This window comes from Sorangium sp. So ce367 (assembly GCF_051520455.1).
Taxonomy (GTDB): Bacteria; Myxococcota_A; Polyangia; order Polyangiales; family Polyangiaceae; genus Sorangium; species Sorangium cellulosum_B.
In genome coordinates this window covers 1,710,766-1,735,211 of record NZ_CP150334.1, presented here as the reverse complement: position 1 = coordinate 1,735,211, position 24,446 = coordinate 1,710,766, and the positions used below count along the sequence as shown (strand labels likewise).

The following is a 24,446-nucleotide window of genomic DNA, read 5'->3' as shown; positions in this document are numbered from 1 at the left end:
TTCCCTCCCCGACGTGGCCGGAGCCGAGCAAGCGTGATGCCAGGCCGGCGGCCGCGCTGGTCGCTACCGGAAGCGGCGCTCGAAGGGCCGCAGCCGCGACATCCGCGTCGCGGAGTGTGCCGCGGCCGTCATGGCACAGAGCCCCTTGGCGCCACCAGCGAGAACCCGCCGTCCTCCTCGGCGATTGGGAAGATAGTCCGCGCAAACCCATTTCAACTTGTCAAGAAATTTGCGCCAGCGCATGCAGCGTGGCTGTGCGGTCGGACTGCCACCACGAGGCGATTGACTTTCGGATCGCGTTTGGATTTCCTGGCCCCCTGTGCCGCCGCGATCGGAGAGGAATTCATCATGAATGCGCGTTATGCGATTGGACTCATCGTCGTTGGTTGTGGTTGCGCGGGCTCGACGCCGAGCGCCTCGAGCGCGCCGCCGAGCGAACCGCTCGCGAGCGCCGAAGCGCCCGCGCCCGCCGCGCCCGCGCCGCCGGCACCTTTGCAAACGACGCCCGCGGCCGAGCCCGCAGCGACTGCGAGCGTCCCCAGGCTGGCGCCCCCCGAAACACCCGATGCAATCAAGGCGCCGAGCACGGCCAACCTCGTATTGAAGGCGAACGCCAAGGGCGCACAGATCTACGTGTGCGGCAAGAAGAAGGAGCCCAAGGCGAAATTCGAATGGACGCTCAAAGCCCCCGACGCGACGCTCTCGGACGAGGCAGGAAAGACGCTCGGCAAGCATTACGGCGGCCCGACGTGGGAAGCGGCAGACGGCAGCAAGATCGTCGGTGCCATGAAGGCCAAGGTCGATGCTCCCGACGCCACCGCGATCCCCTGGCTGCTCCTGGAGATCAAGTCGACCGAGGGGCAAGGCGTGCTCAGCCACGTCGCGTGGATTCAGCGCGTCGAGACCGTGGGCGGCAAAGCTCCGGCGGACGGCTGCGACAAGGCGCACGATGGCGCCGAAGCGCGCATCGATTACAGCGCGACCTACTACTTCTACGCGAACCCGTGAGCTCGCTCGGCCGTTCGCTGCGCGTCCACCGCCGTGAACGGCGCCGTCATTTGCACGCTGTGGCGTGCCGTCACGCCCGCGAGACCTGTGCAGCCGGGGCACCAGCGTCAGGCTGCGCGGTCGGGCGGACATCCATGATGAGCTCCCGTCCAAGCATCAGAACCGCGGCGTGGAACACCCACAGGTGGCTGAAGTCGATGCTCAGCGTCGCGAGGGTGCCCATGTGGAACAGCAGCGCCACGCCGAGGAGGTACTTGCGCGCGCCGCGCACCGGGAAATAGAGGATGAACGCGAGCTCCATCAGCAGGGCAGCGCAGGAGAACACGCGTGATATCTCCGCTGACCGGGCCAGAAGGAGACCGAGCGGCTCTCCCTGCCTCAGCATGGCGATCTGCATGGTGGTCCCCTCGAGCGCCCAGTCCCAGCCCGATCGCATGAGCTTCGCGACAGCCGACTGGAAGTACACGAGAACCACGACGAGCTCCATGCAGCGGAACGACGCGCTGGACGCCCACGCGTCGGACCGCGCGCCAGGCCGATGCAGCACCATGAGCCCGCAGAGCCACACCACATGGATGCGCGCGTCGACGAACCCGAACATGTTATGCCACGCGTCCAGGAGGAGCATGCTGGCGAAGAACCCGAACGCAGCCAGCCGGAACGCCACATTGAAGAGCGCCGCGGCCGCGCAGAGCGTCGCGATGAGCTTGACGCCGAGCAGCACCCCGTGGGAGGGGAACGGGAGGCCGAGGACCGCAGCGAGGCCGATAGGTCGATAGAGGTGCGGGCTCATCGCGGTGTAGAACGACCAGTCCCACCGCCAGACCTCCCACAGGCCGTACGGATAAAGGACGAACCGGAACCGGTCCAGGAACCGCGACGCCGGGGCGTGGAGCAGGAACTCCTGCCACCGCCGCCAGAGGTGCTCCGCGGCGCTCACGGCGCCGAGCCCTCGACGGCGCAAACGTACTTTTCCTCGGAGCGCACGACCCTCTCGGTCATGGCGCCGCTCGGAGACCGGACAAACTCTACCTCTTCGGCCACGATCGAGAGCCGGCGGAAGCGACCCGCCAGGACCGAACGGCAGAGATCCGCGCGCTGCTCCGGCGGGGCCGGATCCAGGAACGTGGCGTAGGATGCGTGGTTTGCCTGGAAGAACGGCACGTGCACCACGTCCCACGGCCGATGACGGCGTCCGTGCTCGTCGACGTAGAGGACGCGCTCCATCACGATCCCGTCGGGCCAGTGTCGATCGAACATGCGATAGGCGTTGAGCGGGTAAAGGCTCTCGCGCGTCGCGCTGGCCCCGGTCTGCAAGGCCACGATCCCCAGGAATAGCAGCGAGCCCCACGCCGCGCGAAGGCTAGGTTTCACCGAGCACCTCGACTTGCATTTCATGATCGTCCGAGATCGCTCGCCAGGCGGACGGGCAGGAGAACGTCACCGGCAGCCCGCGCTGCAACCCTTTGTGGCAACCTGCGCCGGGGTTCCACACCTCGACGTCGCCGTCGTGGGAGAAGCCGAGCACGACGTCGAGCGGCAGGGTGAGCCGCAGCGGCGGTAGGCGGAGGACGCGGCCATCACGCTGGCGCAGGAGCTGGCGGCTCGAGCGCAGCACGACGTGATCGCCGTGGAAAGAACCCTCGGCGATGTCTCCGATCACGAGCGCCGAGCGCCGAGGCGGCGGCCTGCCAGGGCAGAGAGGCCGCACCTCCAGGCAGCGCTGGCGGACCAGGGGATGCCATGAGGCGTCGACCGCCCGCAGATTGCCAGTCCCCGCACGGAGGAGCTCCTGGCGCCCGTCGCGACCCGCGAGCAGCCGGACGGGCCGGCCCGACGTGCCCTCGTCATCCCAGGGCGTGAAGCCGATCCACTCCGGATGACCTGGCGTATCCCAGACATCGAAGCTCAGCGCCTTGAACCGGCGCCAGACGATCGGCCCGACATGGTCGTCCCCCTCGAGGCGGTGGCCCAGCGCCTCATGCAGCAGGTAGCCGAACGCGGGAGGCCGCAGCTCGAGCACCTCCGCGTCGAGCTCGCCTGCGTTCGCGGCGGGCAGGTCCAGGTGCTCCACGAGCGCCTGCGCCCAGCGCCGCACGCGCTGGGCACTGCCGCGGTCCCACACGCTCAGGAACGAGTAGCTCTCGCCGTCGCGAGAGACATCGAGGTACGCGCTCCTGCGCCGCAGCGGCGGTCGGGCGGGCCGGCGGAGCTCGCGCACCTCGTCACGCAGCTCCAGGCGCACGGCGTCGAAGGAGCGGGCGAGGTCGCTGGCCACCTCATAAAGCGCAGGAGCCCTCAGCCCGCCGGCAGACGGGGCGTCCGCCGTCCCGCTGCGAACGTGCCCGGAAGCCGTCCGTTGCCAGAAGTTCGCCTCCAACCTCGCTCGCGTCAACATGAGACGACCGCGCTGCCAGCGGAAGTCCCTCACGCTCCGCGCCTGGATGCGATGGACCGAACGCTTCATGCTTCGATGTGGCCACAGTTCCAGCACGAGCGATCACGGCGGTAGGCGCGGCGGTCGATCTCGAGCGTGAACGGATCCACCGTGAGCTCGGTGCCCATCGAAGCACACTCGGCGAAGCCGCCCAGATATTTGATGATCTCGAGCGCGCCGATCGAGCTCACGAGCGCGTTGACGGGACCGAAGGACGGCGCCTGATAGCGACGGTTGAGCGCCTCGTGCAGCTCCGCCATGTCGCGCGCGCCGCCCTTGGCCCGGCGCTTCTCGGAGCGCGGCTTGAAGCAGTGGTAGCACGACGTCCGCCCCGCCACGGTCATCGGCCCGATGACGCCCGTGGCGTCGCGGTATCCCAGGTTCACATAGGGGATGCGTCGCTTCACGCAGGCGAGATCGACCCACTCGTGGATGGTGGCTGGCTGGTCCGCAGAGAGCACGACGAAGTGAACGCCCTTCAGCGCGGCGCTCAGCTCTCGCGCGCTGCTCACCTTGAGCGGGACCGGACGGACGAGCGTGCCCCGGTTTCGCTCGGCCAGCCGCTCCGCTGCCACGTCGATCTTGGGTCGCCCGACGTCCTTCTCCGTGAACAGCACCTGACGGGTCAGGTTGCTGAGCTCGATGTCGTCGAAATCGATGAGCCGCAGCTCGCCGAAGCCGGCTCCGATGAGCGCCATCGAGACCCAGTTGCCGATTCCGCCCATGCCCACCAGCGCGACGCGCCGCCGCGCGAGGTTGGCCTGCACGGCGACCGGGTCGGCGCCCGCGAGATCGTAGAACAGAAGATGGCGATCGTACCGGCGAAAGCGCTCTGGAACGGGCTTGGCCGGGCGCAGGATGCCCGCGGACTTCAGGTCTCGTCCGAGCCGCTGCGCCTTGGCGGGGCGCTCGCGCACGCGCCGAGCCGCTGAGGAGAGCGTGGTGGGCTTCAGAAAGCCGAGCAGGAAGTCGAGCCCCTCGCTGTCGAGCGTGAGCTCCTTTCGCAGCCGATCCGTGTGACCCAGCGTGAGCTGAACAGCTCCGTCTCGCGTCGCTTCAGCGCGCTCCAGCCCGAGGTAGCGTGGGATCTGAAGCCTCGATGCGCGCTCACTGCGTGCTTTGGTTGCATTTTGCATAGAGATACCTATCCCGCACCGCTCCCCGGTGCATCAGATAACATCGCAGGTGCCCTTCCCGGACCATGCCGGCCTTCTCGAGGACGCGCATCGAGGCGACGTTGTCCGGATCGACATAGGCCTCGATACGCGCCACGCCCAGATCGGAGAAGCCTCGTTCGAGCGCGAGCGAGGCCGCCCTCGTCGTGATACCCCGCCCCCAGTGTCTGCGGGCGAGGACATACCCCAGCTCCGCCCTGCAGGACGCCGCTCCGGACCGGCGGTCGAGGGTGATGGCGCCGACCGGCGTAGCGTCCAGGCAGATGGCCATGAACCACGGGTGTGATTCAGCGACGTCTGCGAGGAAGCGGCGGGCAAGCTCACGGTCCTGGTAGCTGTCCCAGAACAATGAGCGAGTCACCTCAGGGTCGGACGCCCACGTCATGAATGCGTCCAGATCACCCGCGCAGAGCGGACGCAGTGAGACATCCAGTTCATGTACGCTTCTTGTCATTCTTCACCACGAGCAGGAAGATCACCATGAGCACGCACAACCCGATGGATACGGTCGAGAAGAGGTTGTAGAGGTTCACGACAGATAGACGCTCGCCGTCCCGGCCCGAGAGCTGCCAGTGGATGATGGCGAGGGCGCCCATCATGCCGACGCGAGAGAACAGGCTCAACGAGCTCAGGACCGATGCGCGCGACGAGGAGGTGATGCGCTCGTTGATGCGGGCGCTCAGGAAGCTCCGCACCGAGGCAAGGCTGCCCTGGAGCAAGCAGAACACGACGAGCGCGGGAAGCCAGGCGCGCATCTGGCCGACGAGCATGTACAGGACGGAGAAGCTCATGAAGAGCGTCAGCATGAACGACGCGCTGCGTACCCACGCTCTCTTGGCGATGGCAGCGTAAACGGACCCGAACACGGCGGAGGCGCCGGCATAAGCGATGAAGGTCGTGCCCAGGGCAGTGGTCTCGACGGAAGGATCGAGCTCCTGGAAGAGCGGCTGCCAGTAGTGGAGGATCGGCTGGATCACGAGCTGCACCAGCAGGCTCGCGAGGAACAGCGGCAGCACGGCCGGCCGCAGGATGCCGTCGGCGAAGGCGTTGCGCAGGTGCACACGGAGCGGCGTGTGCTCCGCCGCGACGCGAGAACCCTGCACGTCGCGAGGGAGCGCGAACACGAGCCATGCCATCGCGGCACCGAAGGTGAGCGCCGCGCCCAGGTATGGCAGCCCCACGCCGCGGGCTGCGATGAGCCCGCCAGCGAAGCCGAACGCCATGACCGCAACGCTGTTGCACGTCTGGTTGAGGTAAAAGAAGCGATCGAGGTGCTGCGGTGAGCTCGCGAGCCCCGACGAGTCGATGGCGTAGGCCTCGTAGCAGCCGGACCAGAAGCAGAGCGACAGGGCGGTCAGGCATTCAGCGACGCAGAACCACGCCCAGGTATCGCAAGTGAAAAAGAGCAAGAACCCTGCGCCGCCGAGCAGCAGCGCGAGCGCAAGGCTAAGCCGCCGCCCGACCACGTCTGCCACGAGACCAGTAGGAAACTCGCCGACGAGAATCACGGCCGCTTGGACCGACTTCAACGTCGCGATGTCCTGCAGCTGGAAGCCCCGGGACAGGAGGTAGAGCACCGACGTTGCGCCGACGAACATTCGTCCGCCCTCGAAGAGCATGTCGAGAGCGAGAAATCGGCCCATCCTCGGCGGCGGCGCAGGGGCGAGGGGGATGTCGATGTGCTCTGACACGGTGGACATGGAGTTCCTATTGGGACGTGTCGACACTATCAATCCATCGAGGTCGATTCAAGCGCAAAATGGACGGCAACTCGCCCTCACGGTGCACGTCGATCCGCCATGGAAGACAGGTGGTCAATGATGGGCTGCGCTACGAGGGACGTCATCGCGCCTGGTCGTGATTGTCCTGGTGACGGCGGCGCGCCGCGGAGGCGAGTTCATCGCCGCCGCGGCGCGACCAATGTCCCTGTAGTCGCGGTCGCTAGTTACGGACCGAGCCGGCGTTGCGCACCGAGCCCGCGTTCCTCACCGAGCCCGCGTTCCTCACCGAGCCGGCGTTGCGCACCGAGCCCGCGTTGCGCACCGAGCCCGCGTTGCGCACCGAGCCCGCGTTCCGCACCGAGCCCGCGTTGCGAACCGAGCCCGCGTTGCGAACCGAGCCCGCGTTGCGAACCGAGCCCGCGTTCCGCACCGAGCCCGCGTTGCGAACCGAGCCCGCGTTGCGAACCGAGCCCGCGTTGCGAACCGAGCCCGCGTTGCGAACCGAGCCCGCGTTGCGAACCGAGCCCGCGCTCTTGATGACGATCTTCATGCTGGGTTACCTCTCCTTTTACGCGTCATGCGTGTGGTCTGTAAGAAACGGCGTTTTGCCGCGGTGATGCGTGGTCTACTGAAGTGGTCTCTTGTCGTGAACGCACGCTGCGCGTTCACCTTGCCTCATACGAACACGTCGGAAGCTCCGGCTCTTCCTCCTTCGCTAGGAGCGTTCGCCTTAAGCGTTCAAGCTAGACTCTTCATTCCTTGTTTGGAAGCGTCGAAAATGTGCTGTTGGTCGGCTGATGTCTCGCGTCCCATGCGTTGGTCCGGTCATTACGCCTGTTCGAACGCGAGGACGCCGGCGTGCGGGTCGCAGCCCCACGCGCCAGCGGGTCGGGTACGCGAGGGTCGGATGGCCCAGCTCGGCCGTCGTCCCTCGCGGGCCTCGCATCGCCGACGCAAACCCGAGCTTCGGCGGGCAAGAGGGCCCGTGGCCGTGTGCGCCGGTGCCGCGGCCTCGCCGGCAGCGTCGCCGGCGGACAGCGGGGTTCGGACTCTGCGACGTCGCAGGGTCATGGGGAGGCCTGCCCGAGCTCGAGCCGCCGGACCGCCGGAGCCGCAGCCCCGGCGCGCTCGAGCCGTCCCTCCGGGGCTCGTCATCGCGGCAGCCCACCGCAGCGCCGGCGCCGACGAGACTGCATAAGTGCCAGAGGAGCAGAAGTCGACGCATCGCCGCACGCTCCTGCTGCAAGGAGTTGCCATCTCCGGTCTCGGAGGTCGGGGCGAAATGCATTAGAGTCGATCGGCAGGTCGAGGCGTGGAAGGGCGCCGAGCTCCGGCGCCGGGTGGGAGCAGCGCGATGAACGAGATCAATTTCTACAAGCTTCCGCGTACCATCCAGGACGGCGTGCTCGAGGCGTTCCGCGGGCGGTTCGCGCCGGCGCCGATCGTCAGCCGCTTCGGCACTCGGCGCACCATCGTGGCCTGGCTCACGGTCAGCGCCGCCTCGGGCCTCCTGCTGGCGGCGCTCTGTGCGGCCGGCCTGGGCGACGTGAACAGCGTTCTCGCGCTCCACCCAAGGTCGGCGGCCGCCGCGTACGTGCTGCTCGCCGCGACCACCGTCATCGGCGTGCTCCGGGCGCTCGCCTACAACGCCGACCTCGTCACGCTGCCGTTCGCGCCCGGCCTGTTCGTCTTCCCCGCGAACCTGGTCGACGCGCGCGACCACAAGCTCCGGGTCTTCTCGCTCGCGGAGCTCTCGCGCGTCTCGGCGGGCCCTCGCGGCGCCGTGGTCCTCACGTTCGGCGGCACGCAGCACGCCTTTCCCCTCGAGGACCCGTCGCGCTCGGACGACGTGATCCGGGAGGTCGAAGCGGCGTGTAGCCGCATGAAAGCGAAGCCCGACGCCGCGGAGCTGCGCCGGCTCGATCCCTTCGAGCCGCCTGCCATCCAGAGCCCGTTCGCGTCGCCGATCCCGCTCTCGCGCGAGGTCCCGGGGTGGCAAAGCTATGCGTGGCTCCTCGCGGCCGCGATCGGCGTGGCCCTCGGCCTGGGGCTCTTCTTCCTCCGCAACCGGATGAGCGACGCGCGGATGTACGCCGCGGCGCGGGAGCGCGACGACGTGGCCGCGTACCAGAGCTACATCGCGCGCGGCCGCGGCCACGCGGAGGTCGTCTCCCAGGTGCTGCTGCCACGGGCCGAGCTGCGCCTCGCGGTGGCGAAGGGCTCGGTCGAGGCCATCGACGACTTCCTCCGCGCCCACCCCAGGACGGGCATCCAGGCCGAGGTCGACGCGGCCCGCCGCGCCGCGCTCGCCGCGGAGCTCGAGCGGGCGCGGGAGGTGGGTACGCTCGCGGCGCTGCTGGCGTTCGCGGAGCGCTACCCGAAGCACGGCCTGGACAAGACGTTCAACGACGCCAGGCACGCGCTCTATGCGCGCGCGCTCGATCGGTACAAGAGCGAGATGCCCGAAGGGGGCGAGCAGAACGCGGATCTCGTGAGGCGGCTCCTCGCCTACGCGGAGCGCGTGGGGCCCAGGAGCACGCCGCAGGGCCTCCGCGGCCCGGCCGTCCAGGTCCGCTTCCGGCGGCTTCCGTCGCAGGACCTGGAGCGCGCCGACGACATCGTTAGGAAGATCCCGATGTTCAGCGGCGCCGCGTCCCTGCCGAGCCGCTACGTCGATGCGACCCGCCTCGATCCCCAGGAGAAGCGGACCGCGTCGGCCCTGGTGGACGGGTTCGCGCGGGGGTTCGAGCCGGAGCTCGTCACCTTCGAGCCAGGCCCGCCCTTCGAGGGCTCCGCCGAGGAGCAGCTCACCGTGACCTCCCCCTCCCTCGTGGTGAGCTATCGCGTCGAGTCGTCCGGGATCGCCCATGCCAGCAAGAAGCCGCAGATCATCATCATGGGGCTCAAGTTCCTGTTCAAAACGGAGTTCATCTTGCCCGGAGACGCGGAGCCGCTGCTCACGAGCTACAAGATCTCGCGGAAGGTCCCGGCCGGGCTCATCCAGCAGCAGACCCCCGCCCCGCGCCCCGGGGTCCTCGAGGCCGTCGTCTACGAGGCCATGATGCGCGAAGCCTTCATCGACCTCGAAGAGCGCTACCTCTCCAAGTGGTTCCGGAAGCGCGACGCGCCCAAGTGAGGGTGGACGCGGCGGGCGCGCGCGACGCCGGGATCTCGCTAACGGGCGCCGCGGCTGGGGGCTTTACGCATGCTGCGGCTTCGCCGATCCTGGTGCAATCTTGACGGGCAACGGCGCGTGGGAGGTCTGCGCGACCGGCGAGGACTACGACCTCGGCTCGCACGGGCCGACGCTGGAGACGATCGACCAGCACATCGCGCGCTGCAACGGCGGAGGCCTGGATCCGCAGACGACCAGCACCGGCTGGGTGACGACGGAGGTGTCCGACCGCGGCCATGTCGTGTTCGGCGAGGCGAACGACACCGCCACCGACGTCCCGCAGCCCGGCAACGAGTTCCCCATCGTCTGCGGCATCGACGCGGGGGCCCGGTGGATGTGGTATGAGTGGAACCCGAGCCGCACGGCCGGCAGCCCGTTCATCTGGCCCAGCGCCAGCGACACGTGATCAAGGATTTCCTGATCTTCCGGCTGGGCGCCGAGTTCGTGCCCGAGCCGCCGCGCTAGCAACGCCTGGAGGTGCACCTCATGCGGCTCGACCGATCCTTTCGACGAACGCTCCTTGCCGGTCTCCTGCTGAGCGCCGGCCCGTCGACAACAGCTGCGCTCCTCATCGCAGCGCCGGGCTGCAGCGACTGGCTCGACCGGGACGACATCCGCTGCTTCGAATGGCCCGACGAGCTCGGGGCGTGCCTGGACCGCGAGCAGGCGGTGGAGGAGCTCAACACGATCGATCGAAGTTGCAACGACCAGGTCGTGTCGGTGGAGAGCGCGAAGCAGCGAGACGGATTGTGCTGCTACAAGGTGACCGCCAGGAACTACTCCCGCGGCTGCCCCACGACGAGCGCTGCCAGCGCCGGGGGCAGTGGCCCGGTCAAGGGCAGTGTTGGCCACTCGGGGGGCGGTGGCGGCCAGTCCGGGGGCGGTGGCGGCCAGTCCGGGGGCGGTGGCGGCCAGTCCGGGGGCGGTGGCGGCCAGTCCGGGGGCGGTGGCGGCCAGTCCGGGGGCGGTGGCGGCCAGTCCGGGGGCGGTGGTGGCCAGTCCGGGGGCGGTGGTGGCCAGTCCGGGGGTGGTGGCGGCCGGTTTTGACTGAAACCGGCTGGATCAGACTGATTCGGCGAGCGCGGCTTCGAGGTCCACCGCATCGCGCTCGGCGTGTTCGACGCGATCGAGGCGCATCCGTGGGTGGGTGCGCAGCTCTCACGCGCTCCGTGGGAGACGGCGATGCTGCGGATCTACGAGCGCCTCGGCCGCCAGGTCGAGGCGCTGGGCGTCCGCGGGAGCGCCCAGTTCACCGCGGCGTCGACGCTGCTCAGCTACGTCATCGGGGTGAGCGTCCAGAACGCCACGGCGATCCAGTTCGCGCGCCGCGAGCTCGCGCCGTCGACGAACCGCGTCGACTTCCTCGAGGCGGCAGCGGCGCGCTGGCGCGAGCTCGACGCCGGCGAGTACCCGTTCACGCGAAGCGTCGCCGCCCACCTCCCCGGCCACGACGACCGCGGAGAGCTCCTCGCCGGGATCGACCTGATCCTCGCCGGGATCGCCGGCTCGAAGTGAGCCGCGGAAACCAGCGCGTACAGCGTGGCTGTATGGTGGGATGGCCATTACGAGGAGATTGACATCCGGATCGCGTTTGGATTTCCTGGATCCTGTGGCGCTCAATGGCACACCGACGACGCTGCACCTGCGGCGCATCGCGCATCGCGCATTGGAGCAGCGACGCGGAGAAGCGTCGCAGGACGGCGAATCTACGATTGTCGGGTTCGTCGTTCGTACTTGAGCGGCAATCCCCAGAGAAAAGGAAGTGTCCATGAATCTGAGAGAGCTGAGCATTGCGACATTCAACCTCTTCAACCTCAACGAACCTGGATTGCGGATGTACTCGGACCCGGAGGGCTGGACCCAGGATCAATACAATCTCAAGCTCCAATGGGTCGCCCGGCAGCTGAAAATGCTGAAACCCGACGTTTGCGGGTTCCAGGAATTATGGCACCGCGACTCCTTGGACAACTGCTTGCAGACCGCGGGCATGACGGAGGATTACGATGTGCTGGCGCCGGCGGAGGCGACGGGGACGAAGATCGTCTGTGCCGCCATCGTACGCAAGGGGCTCCTGGAAGGCCAGCCGGACTGGATAGAGCGTTTCCCCAGAAAATTCGTCCTGCAATCCAGCGGCGACGATCCGCAGACGCCGGACATCAACGTGAGCATCAGCGGCTTCTCCAGGCCGGTCCTCCACTTCACGATAAAACCGCGTGAAAACGACCCTGCGATTCATGTCTACGTCTGCCACTTCAAATCCAAGGCGCCGACGAAGGTGTTCAACGAGGCCTGGTACAAGGCAGACAGGACTACCTATTCAAAGCACTCGGCCGGGCTCGGGTCGGCGCTCTCGACGATCCGTCGAACGGCGGAGGCGGCGGCGCTTCGCTTCCTTTTGACAGAACAGATGAAGGGCAACAATACACCCGTCATCGTGATCGGCGATATCAACGATGGACAGCAGAGCAACACTGCCAACGTACTGACCGGCCAACCGAAGTACCTGGTAGGCGATTCGGCTGGAGGCGGAGACACCGCGCTCTATACCGCGCAGACCTTGCAGGAGTATCGCGACACAAGGGACGTCTACTACACGCATGTCCATCAGGACATACGTGAATCGCTCGATCACATCCTGGTGAGCCAGGAGTTTTACGACAACAGCCGCAAACGCCTATGGATGTTCAGCGGCATGACGGTGAACAACGATCATTTGAACTTCGAGGATCACAAGGCCGACGGCACCAACGATCACGGCATCATTCGCGCGAGCTTCAAGTACAAGCCGATGAAGAAGGAAGCGCAGGACGTGATCGAAGAGGAGGCTTGAGCCCGCTCGCGCGTCACGCGGCTTTGCGCGCTGTGACGCCCGCAGGCCGCGGAGTGGACGCGGCCTCCTCGATGCATCGATAAGTTGCTGTTATAGCGTCACCTTTTCGAGGAGCAGAGCGGCGGGCGACCGCACAGGAGACGGGCCCAGATCGGCGTTTTCGGCGCGCAAGCGCACTCCGGTGCGCTGAGCACCGAAAACGTCGAGGTGGGCCCGTCTCCGAAGCGGGCGACCGCCGCTCTAGAAAAAAGGGAACGGCTGGTCCGAGGCCCCGCCGAGCGCGCAGAGGCGTTCGGACCCGCGGTTGAGGTCCCGCTCGGGGATCTCGGCGACGCCGGATCGCTCCGGCCGGCCGTGCGCGGCACGGAGGCCGTCGTGCACACAGCCGGCATCGTCTCGTACTGGGCGCCGCGGCGCAACGAGCTCCGTCGCGTGAACGTGCTCGGCACGCGGGCGCTCCTCGACGCGGCCATCGAAGCTTCCGTGCGGCGCTTCCTCTTCACGAGCTCGATCGCCACGCTCGGGTTCGTGACCACCGCCGCGCCTGGGGACGAAGAGACGCCGTGTAACTGGCAGTCCGCCGGGATCGGCTACTTCGACACCAAGGCGCAGGCCGAGGCCATGGTCCGCGCCGAACCGCGCATCGCGGGGCTCTCGGTCAACCGGGCCTGGGTGCGGGCGCGCACGTGAGAAGAGCGAGCGTGGCTGCCATCGAGGCTACGCCTGCGCCGTCTGCCCGAACACCTCGGCGCAGCGGGCGAGGAGCAGCTGATCCTCCTCGTGGATGCCGACGGTGATCCGGTGTTACCGAGCACCGTCGTTGATGCCCATGGTGCGCCTGTGGATCCAGCTCTTTGATGACGGGGCGCTCGACCCACCGGAGAACACCATCGTCGAGGCGGATCAGACGCGATGACAGAGGTGTCCGGGGGCAGCAAGTTGCCGGAGCGCTCCCCGGCCATGCATTACGCCGAGTCCGATGAAATTCTCATTGTAGCTCGTCCCGAGCACGAACGCGCTGGTCGAATCCAGGAGCACAGGAAAAGAGGGAGCGCGCATTCCGTTCTCCTCTCGAAAATTACCAGCACGACTCCTCGCCCGTCGGCGTAACGAACGGAGTAGGTCAGCGGCAGGAGTGGAGCATCGGCGCGGCGCCGGCCACAAAATAGGCGACGGGAGGAGCTCGTTTGGCCGCGTGCCCCCTCCCGTCGTGCTCCGAATCGCTTGAAAGAGCGGAGCCCTCAACAGATCGTCCATTTGGACCTCGATGTCAAAGGCTGGCTTGGTTCCCCGCCCACCGTAGACCGCGCGCGGCCAGCCCGCTGCCCCCGTTGCGGCGCGGCGGGGTGCCCGCTGGGGGGCGGGTTGGGGCTGTGGGGTCACGGAACGCGGTCGCGGCAGGTGCGCGGGCCGCTGGCTGCCGGTGAGCGCGGCGGGCTCGTCACGATCGAGGCGCGCCGCTATCGATGCCGCCGCTGCAGCGCCGCGATCACGGTCGTGCCGCGGGGCGTCGCACCGCGACGGCACTTCGCCGCGACGGCGATCGGTCTGGCCCTGCTGCTCGTCGGCGTCGCCGGTGCAGCGCTCATCGAGGTGCGGCGGCGCGTCAGCCCTTGGTCCGCCAGCTTCGATGCTGACAGCTGAGTGACCGTGCGGCGCTGGCTACGCGCCATCGACCAGAGGCGCCTCTTTGCGGCGGTCCGCCCCAGTCCCCTCGCTGCATCGCTGCGGCAGCGGGCCGAGCGGGCGGCGATGACGCTCGTCGCGATGGCGCCTTTTGCGGCCGAGGTCCCCGAGGCCGCCGTCATGGCAGGCGCCGTGCGGGCCGCGTGATGGCAAGCGGCCCGCTCGCCGAGCTCATGCCGGACCCCACCCGGTTGGATCCTCGGTCGGCGGAGCGCCTTGCGCTTGGATGGCTGTGCGGCCGGTGCGGTGTCACCGGCGCGGAAAGGACACGACGTGCAAGACCCCCTCCAGCCGAAGGACCACGCCGAAGCGGTGGCGCTCTATCGCAGCGAGATCATCGGCTCGCTCATGCACCGCGAGCTCGACCGCGGAGAGCTCGCCGAAGCGCTCGCCGACCTGAGCAAGCAGCGGTTTCGCCCACCACGCGCCCATTCTCCGCGCACCTACTCCGTCCCCACGCTCGAGCGCTGGTATTACGCGTACAAGACCGAAGGTCTCGAGGGCTTACGCCCCAAGCCCCGCAAGGACAAGGGGCGGGCGCGCGAGCTCACCCCCGAGCAACGGCAGATGCTGCTCGAGATCCGAGAGGAGCACCCGAGCGCCTCGGTCTCGCTCATCCTCGACACCCTGATCGCGGCGGGCCGCATCGACAAGGGCGCCATATCCGCCACCACGGTGCGACGGCTGTATGCCGAACACCACCTCGATCGCGTCGCGCTGCGCGATCGCCCGGGCGGCAAGGTGCGGCTGCGCTGGCAGGCCGAGCATCCCGGCGCCCTGTGGCACGGCGATGTGTGTCACGCGTCGCCGATCCTCGTCAACGGCAGCCCGGCGCCGGTGCGCATTCACGCGCTGCTCGACGACGCCTCGCGGTACATCCTCGCGCTCGAGGCGATGAGCGCCGAGCGGGAGGTCGACATGCTGGCGCTCTTCATCCGGGCGCTGCGCAAGCACGGCGCTCCCGACGCCCTCTACCTGGACAACGGCTCGACCTACCGCGGGCACACCTTGCACCTTGCGTGCGAGCGACTCGGCACCACCCTGATCCACGCCCGCCCGTACGACGCCCCCGCGCGCGGCAAGATGGAGCGCTTCTGGAGGACGTTGCGCGAGAGGTGCCTGGACTTTACCGGCGCGCTCGGGTCGCTCCACGACCTCAACGTCCGGCTCTACGCATGGGTCGACGAGCACTATCACCGCACACCGCACGCGGCGCTCTTCGGCAAGTCCCCCGCGCAGGTCTACGAGGAGTATCCCCACGTCACCGACGACCTCGACGAGCGGAAGCTGCGCGACGCGCTCACGGCCCAGGCCCGCCGGCGCGTGCGGCGTGACAGCACGCTCTCGATGGATGGGGAGGACTGGGAGACCGATCTCGGCTTCCTCGCCGGCCGCCTCGTCACGGTGTCGAGGTGCCTCGTCACGCCGACCGAGCCGCCCTGGATTGAACACGAGGGCAAACGCTTCGCCCTGCACCGGGTCGATCCGGTGAAGAACGCCCATCGGCCGCGACCGGCCTGCAACCTCGATGTCGCTCACGAGGCGCGCGTCCCCTTTGACCCGCCGAAGACCCTCCTGGACAAGGCTCTCGGACGAACGCCCCGCGATGACGAGGAGGGATGACCATGGACTTCTGCAGCTACTTCAGCTTCACCGCAGAGCCATTTTCCAAGGAGGTCGAAGACGGCGAGCTCTGGCTCCCCCCGTCCAAGCAGATGGTACTCGAGACGCTCATCGAGGCGGTGCACGCCAGAAAGAGCGTGCTGCTCGCCGGTGACCCCGGCGTCGGCAAGACGTGTCTGCTCCGCGCGCTCCGTCATGCCCTTTCGCCGCAGACGTTTCGCCTGACCTACTGCGCCAACGTGACGCTTGGACGCCGGGACTTCTATCGGCAGCTCTGTCTGGCGCTCGGTCTCGCTCGCTGCAGCACCGCTGGAGACGTCTTCTACGCGGTCAGCACGCACGTCGAGGAACTCGCGAAGGAGCGCGTATTTCCGGTCTTCGTCCTCGATGAGGCCCATCTGCTTCATCAGGACACACTCGATCATCTTCACATACTCCTTAATTACGCATGGGATAGCCGCGCATTGCTTTCGCTCGTGTTGCTTGGCTTGCCCGAGCTCGGCGAGCGGCTCCGCGTGCGCCGCAATCGCTCCCTGTATTCGCGCCTCCATTACCGATTGACCATCGACCCGCTCACGCCGGACGATACGGCCGACTATCTGCGTGTACGTCTCGGCCGAGTCGGCTGCACGAAAGAGCTCTTCACCTCGGACGCCATCGCGATGCTGCACGAGGCGGCCGCTGGCAGCCTGCGCGACACCGATCGACTCGCCACTGCCGCGCTCCGCGCCGCTGCGCGCAAGAAGCGCAAGCTCGTCGAGCGCGACGTCCTGAGCCGCATCCTGCAGCTGGACGCAGAGGAGGCCGGGTGAACCCCGTCCCCGTGGCCGAGGGGGACACGCGGCGCGGCGACGCCGCGGGCAGCGCAGCCGCCGCCCTCGTCGCGGCCCTCGCGCTCGCCCGCGGCGCGCTCACCGCGCGCTACCCGAGCGACCCGGATCCGCTGTGCCCTCGTCTCTACGCCGTTGACGTCGTGCTCCACTACCTCGATCGGCTCGACGACGCTCTCGCTCGCTACCACGCCGTCCTCGACGGCGATGACCGCCTCCCACTCCGCATCGACTGAGAGCGCCGGCGCTCTGCGACCGCCGCAGTCACCCCGGCGCATGCCTCGCTGCGATCGCGGTGAGCGCAAATCCAGCTCGATGATGGCCATCACAGAGCCGGATCTTCCGGCCATCAAGCAGCCTGCTCGGTAACATCCGGAAGAGGTCGTCGAGGGCCAGGACCAGCGACTGCAACTGGATTTCCTGCGTAAATAGAATGATGCGACGGCTCACGGTGCTCACACTGGTACCGGGCTCGGGCTGGCCATCGTCATCCCGATCTACTGGGCGCGGCCCGATGTCCGTCTGCTCCCGGCGACGGACGAGGAAGGGAATGTCTGGCTCACGACGAGCGACACGAGGCTCGAATCCAAGATCGCCAAGATCGCCCCGGCCGGGGGTGAGAATCGAGACGTCGCGCAAATAAGCCCAGAGCTCCGCGACGCATCTGGTCCCACATGAGTCCATCGCGGATCCCATTGACCCTATTGCTGTGGACGGATGTGCGGTGGGGCTCCAGATAAGCCTGGCGTCGTTCCGTACGTGTCGGGAGTTCGTTCCGACGCCCGCGATCGGCGACCAAGGAGGGATGTATGAGAACCGCTATTTCTTCCAGGAGGAGAATAAAGCGTCGGTGCCAGCTCGGGCTCGCCGTCGCTCTGGCGATATTCTTGGTGTGCGGTCAAGCCTCCGCGAGATGCAACCGGAGTAACCTGGAGAACCTGCAGCAGCGCTACGAGACGGTGACGACCATTTATGAGGCGAACTGGTCGGATTACATTAAGTGGATGGCTTGCGCGGCGATCGCCCTGGGCGGAGGGGGCCCCGCCGTCCTTACCGCGTGCTCGAGCGAGATTTTTAACGCCATTACCTCGCACCTGGCCGGCTCGGTCGACCGCGCCACCATCATCGACAAGATCGCCAACGGTCTCGAGTTCGTCGATGACGTCAAGGTCTGCCGCGTTAAATTCCTCACATACCAGTGTGAGACGTGCGACTGTCGTTTCTGCTTCCCGCACGGCTTCAATTGCGACAAATGCGGCGAGTGGTGCCGACCCGAGCCGAACCGGCACGCACTTGTATTGGCGTGCCGCAGGAAGGAGGAGCCCCCGCGGCCGCCCCCTCCTCCTGTCGCGACCTGGATTGGCATTGGACGGAGCGACGGCAGCAACGCGATCTTCGCGATGGATGGATCGCCAAGCTCGCGCCCCGAGGTCGCGCCGTGGAAGTGGTGCCCGGCAGGCCGCGTGCTGGTCGGAGCCAATTTGTTTTCGTCAATGGAGTCTTTCTGGGTGTGCACCACGCCTGCGCTCGAGCACCATCCCTTCTACGTCGCGAGGTTCGTCAATGCGGCCGCCTTCGTCTACAGGGTTCAGGCTGGCTTCCCCGTCGAACGAATGGGCGGCATCGAATACGAGAACTGCCCGAAGTTGAGTTGGTCGCTCGGGCGGGCACTGGCCCCTGGAGGCTCGTGGGGAGGCTTCTGGGCCTGTAGCGGAAGCGGCATTTCCCCGCCGCCCGTGGAGCTTGCGTCGCGCGTGTCCGTCGTGATGTATCGGGACACGCCGACGTCGACGGCTCAGCATTGGTACTTCGACCCGATCGGCGCCTCACGGTCGCGCGCCCCCGAGGACCTTTCGGCGAGCGGGGCGGGGCTCATGATCGTCAATCGGCGCACCGGCATGGCGCTCGATCACAGCGGTTCGGTGCGGATCGGGCCCTGGTGGATCGCGATCCTCGAGCGGTACGTCTGGGGTGCGAAAGGACAGCTGTGGCGCCTCGAAAAACACCCCACCCTCGACCGCTACGTGATTCGGTGGCCGCCGACCGGACAAGTCCTCGATCACGTACCCGGTGAGGCCGATCGGCGGCACGCCGTGCTCCACGACGAGGTGCGCGGCGCGCCGGCCCAACTCTGGGAGATCCGCCGAGTCGAGGGCGACTACTACTCGATCATCAACCATCACTCCCGCCAGGCGCTCGATTATTGAATACCAGGGAGCTCGTTGCTCGCCGCCCTGCCCGATAGGAGCGTCTTCTCCTATAAAGGTGGATACGCGGTGCCTGCACAAATACGGTGGAGCTGGGGCGGTTACGCCGTATGGTCGTGGCCCTTCTCCCAGTGGTTCTCGTAATCCGTGAAGGGCATCACGCCGAAGAGCCACCCGATCCGGTGGTTGAGCGCGCGCGAACGCCGGGGATCGGCGAGGAACACGAACATCTCGTGGCTGCACTCGTGGATCAACAGGATGAACAGGTTGAACACCATGCAGCCGAGGAGCACGCTGCCGACGGGCACGTAGAGCCAGACAGGCACGCTTTCGCCCGCTGCTCCTACAAGCGCATAGCCGCAGTTCAGCACAGCGAGACTCATGAGGTTGATCGCGTTGTGCCGGATCCGAGGTTGCCGCGTATGGTGCAGCACTCGCCCAGCGGCGATGGCCTGCCGCAACCATTCCGGGTGCTTCATCGCGGTCCTCCAGCGTAGATATCGAGGAGCAGCTGATTCTCCTCGTGGATGCCGACGGCCATCCGGAAGCGGTCGTCGAGGGTCAGGACCAGCGGCTGCACATGGATCTCCTCCGGCGAGAAGCTCACCTGCAACGACGACGCACCGCTGGAAGACGCCACGTCGGAGCTCACGGTCTCGCTCGAGGCAGGGCAGACCATCGTTATCCTAATCGGCGGCTACGAGGCGGACTCCGGCCATTGCGAGCTCGACATCCATCTTTGACCCGCGCAGCGCCGCACCGCCGGGCGGCGCCGCGGATCCCCATCTCCGACAGGATCTAGAATGGGATGAAATCCTGATCGCCTGGGGCGTGCGGCACGCGCCCGTTGCTCGATGCGCCGCCGCCGCTCAGGGGGCCCTTCTGCGGCGGCCTCCACAGCGCCTTGCCGCCGCGGCGGTCCGGTAGACGCGGCGGCGCCGCAGGCCTCTGGCCCGGGTCGCCGTCGCTCTCCTGCGCGAGGCGGAACGACGCCATCACGTTCTGGAGCTGCTCTGCCTGCGCCGAGAGCTCGGCCGCCGTGCTGGCGAGCTCCTCGGCAATCGCCGCGTTGCGCTGCGTGGACTGCTCTATCAGCTCCACCGCCCCGCTGATCTGGGCCACGCCGTTCGACTGCTCCTTGGATGCCACGGCGACGCCCTGCACCAGCTCCGCGGTCTCCCGGATCGACGGGACGAGCTCCGCGATGAGCTGGCCCGAGCGCTCCGCGACGACGATGCTCGACGCGGCGAACGAGCCGATCTCCTTCGCCGCATCCCGGCTTCGCTCGGCCAGCCGCCGCACCTCCGTGGCGACCACGGCGAAGCCCTTGCCGTGCTCGCCCGCGCGAGCCGCCTCGATCGCGGCGTTCAAGGCGAGCAGGTTCGTCTGGTACGCGATCTCCTCGATGATCACGATCCGCTGGGTGATCGCCTTCATCGCCTCGACCGTCTCCCGGACGGCCTGACCGCTCTGCTCCGCGTCCCTCGTCCTCCGGTGCGCCGTCTCCTCGACCTGCTTGCAGTTGGCGGCGTTCTTCGCGATGGTGCCGCTCAGCTGCTGCAGGCTGGTCATCGTCTCCTCCACGGACGCCGCCTGCTCGCTGGTGCCCTGCGACAGGCTCTGCGCCGTCGCCGAGAGCTGCACCGAGACCGAGGAGACCGAGACCGCGCCGCTCCGGACCTCGCCGATGAGGCCCGCCAGGCGCTCCGACATGGCCTTCACGGCGCCGAGCATCTGGCCGAACTCGTCGGAGCTCTTCACCGTGACCTGGCCCGTGAAGTCGCCCCCGGCGATGCGCTGGTGGATCGACACCGCCTGGGTGAGCGGCAGGAGGATCATCCTGCTGAAGACGACGGCGAGCACGGCGGCGACGACGATCGCGAGAAGACCTCCTATCTGCAGCGTCACGTACATCGTCTTGACGAGCGCGTTCGTCGCCGCCTGCCGCTGGGCGAGGAGGGAGATCTCCTCGTCGTCGATCTCCTTGAGCGCCGTGCGCATCTGATCCATGAGGCCCTTCCCGCGCCCCTGCTTGACCTCCTCGACGGCGCGATCCGCCGGCGCCTTCGCTTCGTCCGCGCTGCGGCGCTGCTGGATGATCGGCTCCAGCACGGAGGAGAGCCACTCGTCGTGGAGCTTGTCGATCCTGTCGAGGCGCGTCTGCTGGCGCGGGTTGTCCCTGGTGAGCTCCCGGGCACGGCTCAGGTTTTTATCGAACCGGTCTCGCCCGCTGCGGTACGGCTCCAGGAACGATTCCACCCCGGTGATGACGAAGCCGCGCTCTCCTGTCTCGGTGTCGAGCAGCGACGCCATGATCTCTCTCGTCGTGAGCATCACCTCGTAGGTGTGCTGGTCCCACGAGCGGGCCTCGTCGAGCTCCGCGAACCTCATGTAGGACGTGCCCGCCAGTCCGAGGACGAGGACGACCATGGCGGCGAAGCCGAGGTAGAGCTTCCGGCCTACTCCGATATGCGCAAGCATGATGCATGCTCCGGGCTAGATGTGGTGCGGCTTCCTGCGAGCCCCGCCGGGGGCAGGAGCCGATAAACGGATGGCGCGACGCACCGCACGCGGTGGTCCGTCCCGTGGAGGCCCTCGGCGTGTCCGAGGAACAGGTACCCTGAAGGCGCGAGGCTGGCGATGAGCCTCGCCACGATCGACGCCTTCGTCGCCGCGTCGAAGTAGATGAGGACGTTCCGGCAGAAGATCAGATCGAACAGGCCGAATCGCTTGGGCGCCGCGTCGAGCAGGTTGAAGCGCCGGAAGGTGATGAGCCTGCGCAGCTCCGGCCGGGCCTTCATGAGGCCCGCGCTCGCGCCCGTCCCGCGGAGCATGTAGCTGCGCAGGCGCTCCTCCGGGATCTCCGAGGCCCGATCGAGCGGCCACACCGCGCGTTGCGCCTGGTCGAGCGCGCGGACGGACAGGTCCGTCGCGAGGATGCAGATCCCCGGAGCGCCGGGCGACGCGGCGGCGGCCCATGGCGGCGCCTGTCCCGCCGTGTCGCCGCGATCCCGGGAGGGCAGGCTGTCGAGCAACGACATCGCTATCGAGTAGGGCTCTTCCCCGGTCGAGCAGGCCGCGCTCCAGGCGCGCAGCGGGCGGCGGCCGCGCGCGAAGGGCGCTCCGTGGCCCGCGCTCTCGTGCCACGCCGGGAGGATCTCGCGCTCGAGGAGCTCGAACTGATCGCGCTCCCGGAAGAAATGGGTCTCGTTCGTGCAGATGCAGTCGAGCATGTGCACGAGCTCGCCCTCGCCGTCCGGCGCGGTCACGCGGCGGTAGTACTCGCCGAAGCTGCGGAGCCCGAGCGCGCGGAGGCGGGGCCCGAGGCGGCAGAGCAGGAGCGGCTTCTTCTGCGGGCCGAGCGCGATGCCCGAGGCGCGCTTGACGAGCCGCTGGAACAGCCCGAACTCCTCGTCGCTGAGGGCGCGCGGGCCCAGCTCGGCGAGCGAGATCATGGCCTGTCCCCTTGGCCGGCCGGCGCGCCGTGGCCGCCTGGGAGCGCCGGCGGGGCCCCGGGGGCCGAGGGGCCGGGCGTCGTCGAGGCCAGGAGCTCCGCCGGCGAGAGGATGCGGTCGATGTTGAGCAGCAGCACGAGCTTCTGGCCCACCTTCGCCATCCCGAGCAGCTGATCCACGCGCACCTGCGCGCCAAAGGCCGGCGCCTGCTCGATCTCGTCCTCGGAGAGCGTGAGCACATCGCCCACGCCGTCGATGAGCAGGCCGAGGCGGGTGTTCTCGCCGTCGAGCTCGGTCTCGACGATGAGGACGCACGTCCACCGGCTCACCCTCGTCGGCGGCAGCCCGAGCTTGACCGCGAGATCGATGACCGGCACGACGCGGCCCCGGAGGTTCATGGCGCCGACGATGCACGCTGGCATCATCGGGACCCGCGATGTGACGCTGTGCTCGACGATCTCCCGCGCCCGGAGGATGTTCACCGCGTACTCGTCACCCGCGATGATGAAGGAGATGTATTGCGACACGGGGCTCGACGCGTCGGAGATCATGAAGCCTCCATGGAGAGAGATGGCAAATGGGCGCCCTGCGCGCCGGGGCGCCGGCTCATCCTGGGCTGCCTCCGGCGGCCGATGGTGCTGCCCTGCGCTCGTCGGGGGCGTCGACCGGGCCGAGGTCCCCGAGGACGCCGCCGAGCAACGCGTCGACGTCGAGGATCATCGCCACGCTGCCGTCGCCGAGGATGGTCGAGCCGGAGATGCCCCGGACGCGGCGAAACAGCTGGCCGAGCGGCTTGACCACCGTGCGCCCCTCGCCGTCGAGGAGGTCGACAACGAGGCCGGCCTCGGAGCCGTCGTGCGCGACGACGACGACGCGCTCCTCCGGCGGGGGAGATCCGCCGAGCCCGAAGAGCGCCCGGAGGCGGACGCACGGCAGCGCGCGCCCGCGCCGGATCATGAGCCCCTGGGCGCCGCCGTGCGCGAGCGTGCCGCGGGGCAGATCACAGCAGGCGAGCACCGCGCGGAGCGGGATCACGTACCGCTCGCCGCCGATCCCGACGGAGAGCCCCTCGATGGTGGCCAGGGTGAGCGGGAGCTGGATCGACAGCGACGTGCCGAGCCCTTCGCGGCTCTCGATCCGGATCGTCCCCTGGATCGACTCCACGCTGCGCCGCACGACATCCATGCCCATGCCGCGCCCCGCCAGGTGCGACGACTCCACCGCCGTGGAGAACCCGGGCTCGAAGACGAGGCTGAAGAGCTCATGATCGGGGAGCGTCTCGGGCGCCGGGTGCCTCCCCAGCGCGCCGACGCGGGCGGCGATGCGCTCGCGGCTCATCCCGGCGCCGTCGTCGGAGATCCGGAGCGCGATGCCGCCCCGCTCGTGCGCGGCGTGAAGGGTGATCGTGCCGCAGGGGTCCTTGCCCGCGGCGCGCCGCGCCTCGGGCGGCTCGATGCCGTGACAGATCGCGTTGCGCAGGATGTGCGTCAGGGCGTCCCGGAACCGCTCGACAACGGCCGTGTCCACCTCGACGTCGCCGTGCACGACGAGGAGGCGCGCCTGCCTGCCGTGCGCGTGGGCGAGATCGCGCACCGTGCGCTCGTAGTGCCGAAACCAGGGGCCGACCGGCACCATGCGCGCGGCGCGCACCGCCTCCTCCAGCTCCTTGCAGAGCCGATCTTGCTCCTCCATCTCGTCGCGCAGCGCAGCGCCGGCCTCGCCGCGCACCGCGCGGAGCGTCCGAGCGATCCTGTTCCGGCCGAGGGTGAGCTCTCCGATGAGATCCGCCATGCAGTCCAGCTTCTCGACGGCGACACGGATGCTCTTGATGCCGGTCGCTCCCTCCGCGTCGTCCTCGGTCGCGCGGCGCGCGCTCGTCGCCCCCGCGTCCTCCTTCGCCGTGAGCCCTCCATGCCGCGCCTGCTCCAGGCGCGCGACGACCTCTCTGTACGAGGTGCTGCGCTCGGCTTGCCCCCGCTCGACCTCGGCGACGAGCCGGCGAGCTGCGTCCACCGTCTCGAGCAGCAGCGAGACCACGGGCGTCGAGAGCGGGAGCTCGCCGCGGCAGAGCGCCTCGATGATGTCCTCGGCGGCGTGCCCGAGATCGCTCAGGCCGCCGAGGCCTACCGAGCCGGCGCTCCCCTTGAGCGTATGGGTGGCGCGGAAGACGCGCTGGAGGACCTCGTGCGCGTCGCGGCCGGTCTCGAGTTGCAGCAGCGCGCGCTCGATCTCGTCGAGGATCTCGTGCGCCTCTGGCGTGAACGTCTGGAGCAGCTCGTCGCGATCGCTGTCCATGCGG

At 68.2% G+C, this 24,446-nt stretch carries 27 protein-coding genes and 1 pseudogene; 14 read left to right on the top strand and 14 right to left on the bottom strand.

The features are described 5' to 3' along the window. Window positions 1–300: 300 nt before the first annotated feature. Window positions 301–1,008 carry a DUF3455 domain-containing protein gene (locus WME97_RS06730; RefSeq protein WP_437550383.1) on the top strand — a complete coding sequence of 236 codons (708 nt, stop codon included), beginning with the start codon at window positions 301–303 and terminating at the stop codon, window positions 1,006–1,008. A 70-nt stretch (window positions 1,009–1,078) separates the two neighbouring features. Here the strand turns inward: WME97_RS06730 and WME97_RS06725 are convergent, their stop codons facing one another. The 6 genes from WME97_RS06725 to WME97_RS06700 form a co-directional block, all read right to left on the bottom strand. Beyond that, complete coding sequence (locus WME97_RS06725) at window positions 1,079–1,948, bottom strand: hypothetical protein (protein ID WP_437550381.1); 870 nt, start codon at window positions 1,946–1,948, stop codon at window positions 1,079–1,081. Next, window positions 1,945–2,382 carry a hypothetical protein gene (locus WME97_RS06720; RefSeq protein WP_437550379.1) on the bottom strand — a complete coding sequence of 146 codons (438 nt, stop codon included), beginning with the start codon at window positions 2,380–2,382 and terminating at the stop codon, window positions 1,945–1,947. Before WME97_RS06720 ends, WME97_RS06725 begins: the two co-directional genes overlap by 4 nt. After that, complete coding sequence (locus tag WME97_RS06715; RefSeq protein ID WP_437550377.1) at window positions 2,372–3,286, bottom strand: hypothetical protein; 915 nt, start codon at window positions 3,284–3,286, stop codon at window positions 2,372–2,374. The genes WME97_RS06720 and WME97_RS06715 overlap by 11 nt, the downstream gene beginning before the upstream one ends. A 185-nt stretch (window positions 3,287–3,471) precedes the next feature. Further along, window positions 3,472–4,581, bottom strand: a complete 1,110-nt coding sequence (locus WME97_RS06710; RefSeq protein ID WP_437550375.1) for a TOMM precursor leader peptide-binding protein — start codon at window positions 4,579–4,581, stop codon at window positions 3,472–3,474. Further along, window positions 4,553–5,074 (bottom strand): GNAT family N-acetyltransferase, encoded by a 522-nt coding sequence (locus tag WME97_RS06705; RefSeq protein ID WP_437550373.1) that lies wholly within the window; start codon window positions 5,072–5,074, stop codon window positions 4,553–4,555. The genes WME97_RS06710 and WME97_RS06705 overlap by 29 nt, the downstream gene beginning before the upstream one ends. Beyond that, window positions 5,055–6,320: an MFS transporter gene (locus tag WME97_RS06700; RefSeq protein ID WP_437550371.1), complete on the bottom strand. Its 1,266-nt coding sequence runs from the start codon at window positions 6,318–6,320 to the stop codon at window positions 5,055–5,057. Before WME97_RS06700 ends, WME97_RS06705 begins: the two co-directional genes overlap by 20 nt. A 263-nt stretch (window positions 6,321–6,583) precedes the next feature. Here WME97_RS06700 and WME97_RS06695 point away from each other — a divergent pair, with 263 nt between their 5' ends. The 3 genes from WME97_RS06695 (at window position 6,584) to WME97_RS06685 (ending at window position 9,922) form a co-directional block, all read left to right on the top strand. Then, on the top strand, window positions 6,584–6,958 hold the full coding sequence (locus WME97_RS06695; protein ID WP_437550369.1) for a hypothetical protein: 375 nt from the start codon (window positions 6,584–6,586) through the stop codon (window positions 6,956–6,958). Between the two features lie 737 nt (window positions 6,959–7,695). Then, window positions 7,696–9,477 carry a hypothetical protein gene (locus WME97_RS06690; RefSeq protein ID WP_437550367.1) on the top strand — a complete coding sequence of 594 codons (1,782 nt, stop codon included), beginning with the start codon at window positions 7,696–7,698 and terminating at the stop codon, window positions 9,475–9,477. 100 nt (window positions 9,478–9,577) lie between these two features. Beyond that, window positions 9,578–9,922 carry a hypothetical protein gene (locus WME97_RS06685; RefSeq protein WP_437550365.1) on the top strand — a complete coding sequence of 115 codons (345 nt, stop codon included), beginning with the start codon at window positions 9,578–9,580 and terminating at the stop codon, window positions 9,920–9,922. A 476-nt stretch (window positions 9,923–10,398) separates the two neighbouring features. On the opposite strand, the pseudogene WME97_RS06680 reads toward WME97_RS06685, so the two are convergent. Further along, window positions 10,399–10,515 (bottom strand): annotated as a pseudogene (locus WME97_RS06680) (hypothetical protein); the annotation flags it as partial. 183 nt (window positions 10,516–10,698) lie between these two features. Here WME97_RS06680 and WME97_RS06675 point away from each other — a divergent pair. The 9 genes from WME97_RS06675 (at window position 10,699) to WME97_RS06635 (ending at window position 16,721) form a co-directional block, all read left to right on the top strand. Further along, entirely contained in the window at window positions 10,699–11,031 is a 333-nt protein-coding gene (locus WME97_RS06675; RefSeq protein ID WP_437550363.1) for a hypothetical protein, read from the top strand. 253 nt (window positions 11,032–11,284) lie between these two features. Then, window positions 11,285–12,346, top strand: a complete 1,062-nt coding sequence (locus tag WME97_RS06670; protein WP_437550361.1) for an endonuclease/exonuclease/phosphatase family protein — start codon at window positions 11,285–11,287, stop codon at window positions 12,344–12,346. Window positions 12,347–12,553: 207 nt separating this feature from the next. Further along, complete coding sequence (locus WME97_RS06665) at window positions 12,554–13,036, top strand: NAD(P)H-binding protein (protein WP_437550359.1); 483 nt, start codon at window positions 12,554–12,556, stop codon at window positions 13,034–13,036. Window positions 13,037–13,130: 94 nt separating this feature from the next. Next, window positions 13,131–13,262: a hypothetical protein gene (locus WME97_RS06660; RefSeq protein WP_437550357.1), complete on the top strand. Its 132-nt coding sequence runs from the start codon at window positions 13,131–13,133 to the stop codon at window positions 13,260–13,262. A gap of 485 nt (window positions 13,263–13,747) precedes the next feature. After that, the gene (locus tag WME97_RS06655) at window positions 13,748–13,990 is read left to right on the top strand and encodes a hypothetical protein (RefSeq protein WP_437543657.1); all 243 of its coding nucleotides are present in this window, start codon (window positions 13,748–13,750) and stop codon (window positions 13,988–13,990) included. 6 nt (window positions 13,991–13,996) lie between these two features. After that, the gene (locus WME97_RS06650) at window positions 13,997–14,179 is read left to right on the top strand and encodes a hypothetical protein (protein WP_437543655.1); all 183 of its coding nucleotides are present in this window, start codon (window positions 13,997–13,999) and stop codon (window positions 14,177–14,179) included. A gap of 126 nt (window positions 14,180–14,305) precedes the next feature. Then, window positions 14,306–15,655: a helix-turn-helix domain-containing protein gene (locus WME97_RS06645; protein ID WP_437543653.1), complete on the top strand. Its 1,350-nt coding sequence runs from the start codon at window positions 14,306–14,308 to the stop codon at window positions 15,653–15,655. A gap of 2 nt (window positions 15,656–15,657) precedes the next feature. Beyond that, complete coding sequence (locus WME97_RS06640) at window positions 15,658–16,467, top strand: ExeA family protein (protein ID WP_437543652.1); 810 nt, start codon at window positions 15,658–15,660, stop codon at window positions 16,465–16,467. Further along, a complete protein-coding gene (locus WME97_RS06635) occupies window positions 16,464–16,721 on the top strand; it encodes a hypothetical protein (RefSeq protein WP_437543650.1) in 258 nt (85 codons plus the stop codon). Before WME97_RS06640 ends, WME97_RS06635 begins: the two co-directional genes overlap by 4 nt. Before the next feature lie 28 nt (window positions 16,722–16,749). Here the strand turns inward: WME97_RS06635 and WME97_RS06630 are convergent, their stop codons facing one another. Beyond that, window positions 16,750–16,935 carry a hypothetical protein gene (locus tag WME97_RS06630; protein ID WP_437550355.1) on the bottom strand — a complete coding sequence of 62 codons (186 nt, stop codon included), beginning with the start codon at window positions 16,933–16,935 and terminating at the stop codon, window positions 16,750–16,752. A gap of 359 nt (window positions 16,936–17,294) precedes the next feature. Here WME97_RS06630 and WME97_RS06625 point away from each other — a divergent pair, with 359 nt between their 5' ends. Continuing rightward, entirely contained in the window at window positions 17,295–18,692 is a 1,398-nt protein-coding gene (locus WME97_RS06625; protein ID WP_437550353.1) for an RICIN domain-containing protein, read from the top strand. Between the two features lie 101 nt (window positions 18,693–18,793). On the opposite strand, the gene WME97_RS06620 is transcribed toward WME97_RS06625, so the two are convergent. From WME97_RS06620 to WME97_RS06595, 6 genes are all read right to left on the bottom strand, one after another. Beyond that, on the bottom strand, window positions 18,794–19,171 hold the full coding sequence (locus WME97_RS06620) for a fatty acid desaturase (RefSeq protein WP_437550351.1): 378 nt from the start codon (window positions 19,169–19,171) through the stop codon (window positions 18,794–18,796). Further along, window positions 19,168–19,371 carry a hypothetical protein gene (locus WME97_RS06615; RefSeq protein ID WP_437550349.1) on the bottom strand — a complete coding sequence of 68 codons (204 nt, stop codon included), beginning with the start codon at window positions 19,369–19,371 and terminating at the stop codon, window positions 19,168–19,170. The genes WME97_RS06620 and WME97_RS06615 overlap by 4 nt, the downstream gene beginning before the upstream one ends. A gap of 119 nt (window positions 19,372–19,490) precedes the next feature. Then, window positions 19,491–21,173 (bottom strand): methyl-accepting chemotaxis protein, encoded by a 1,683-nt coding sequence (locus WME97_RS06610; RefSeq protein WP_437550347.1) that lies wholly within the window; start codon window positions 21,171–21,173, stop codon window positions 19,491–19,493. Further along, the gene (locus WME97_RS06605) at window positions 21,152–22,147 is read right to left on the bottom strand and encodes a CheR family methyltransferase (RefSeq protein WP_437550345.1); all 996 of its coding nucleotides are present in this window, start codon (window positions 22,145–22,147) and stop codon (window positions 21,152–21,154) included. The genes WME97_RS06610 and WME97_RS06605 overlap by 22 nt, the downstream gene beginning before the upstream one ends. After that, window positions 22,144–22,698: a chemotaxis protein CheW gene (locus WME97_RS06600; RefSeq protein WP_437550343.1), complete on the bottom strand. Its 555-nt coding sequence runs from the start codon at window positions 22,696–22,698 to the stop codon at window positions 22,144–22,146. The genes WME97_RS06605 and WME97_RS06600 overlap by 4 nt, the downstream gene beginning before the upstream one ends. A gap of 55 nt (window positions 22,699–22,753) precedes the next feature. Next, window positions 22,754–24,442 (bottom strand): chemotaxis protein CheA, encoded by a 1,689-nt coding sequence (locus WME97_RS06595; RefSeq protein ID WP_437550341.1) that lies wholly within the window; start codon window positions 24,440–24,442, stop codon window positions 22,754–22,756. Between the last annotated feature and the right edge of the window lie 4 nt (window positions 24,443–24,446).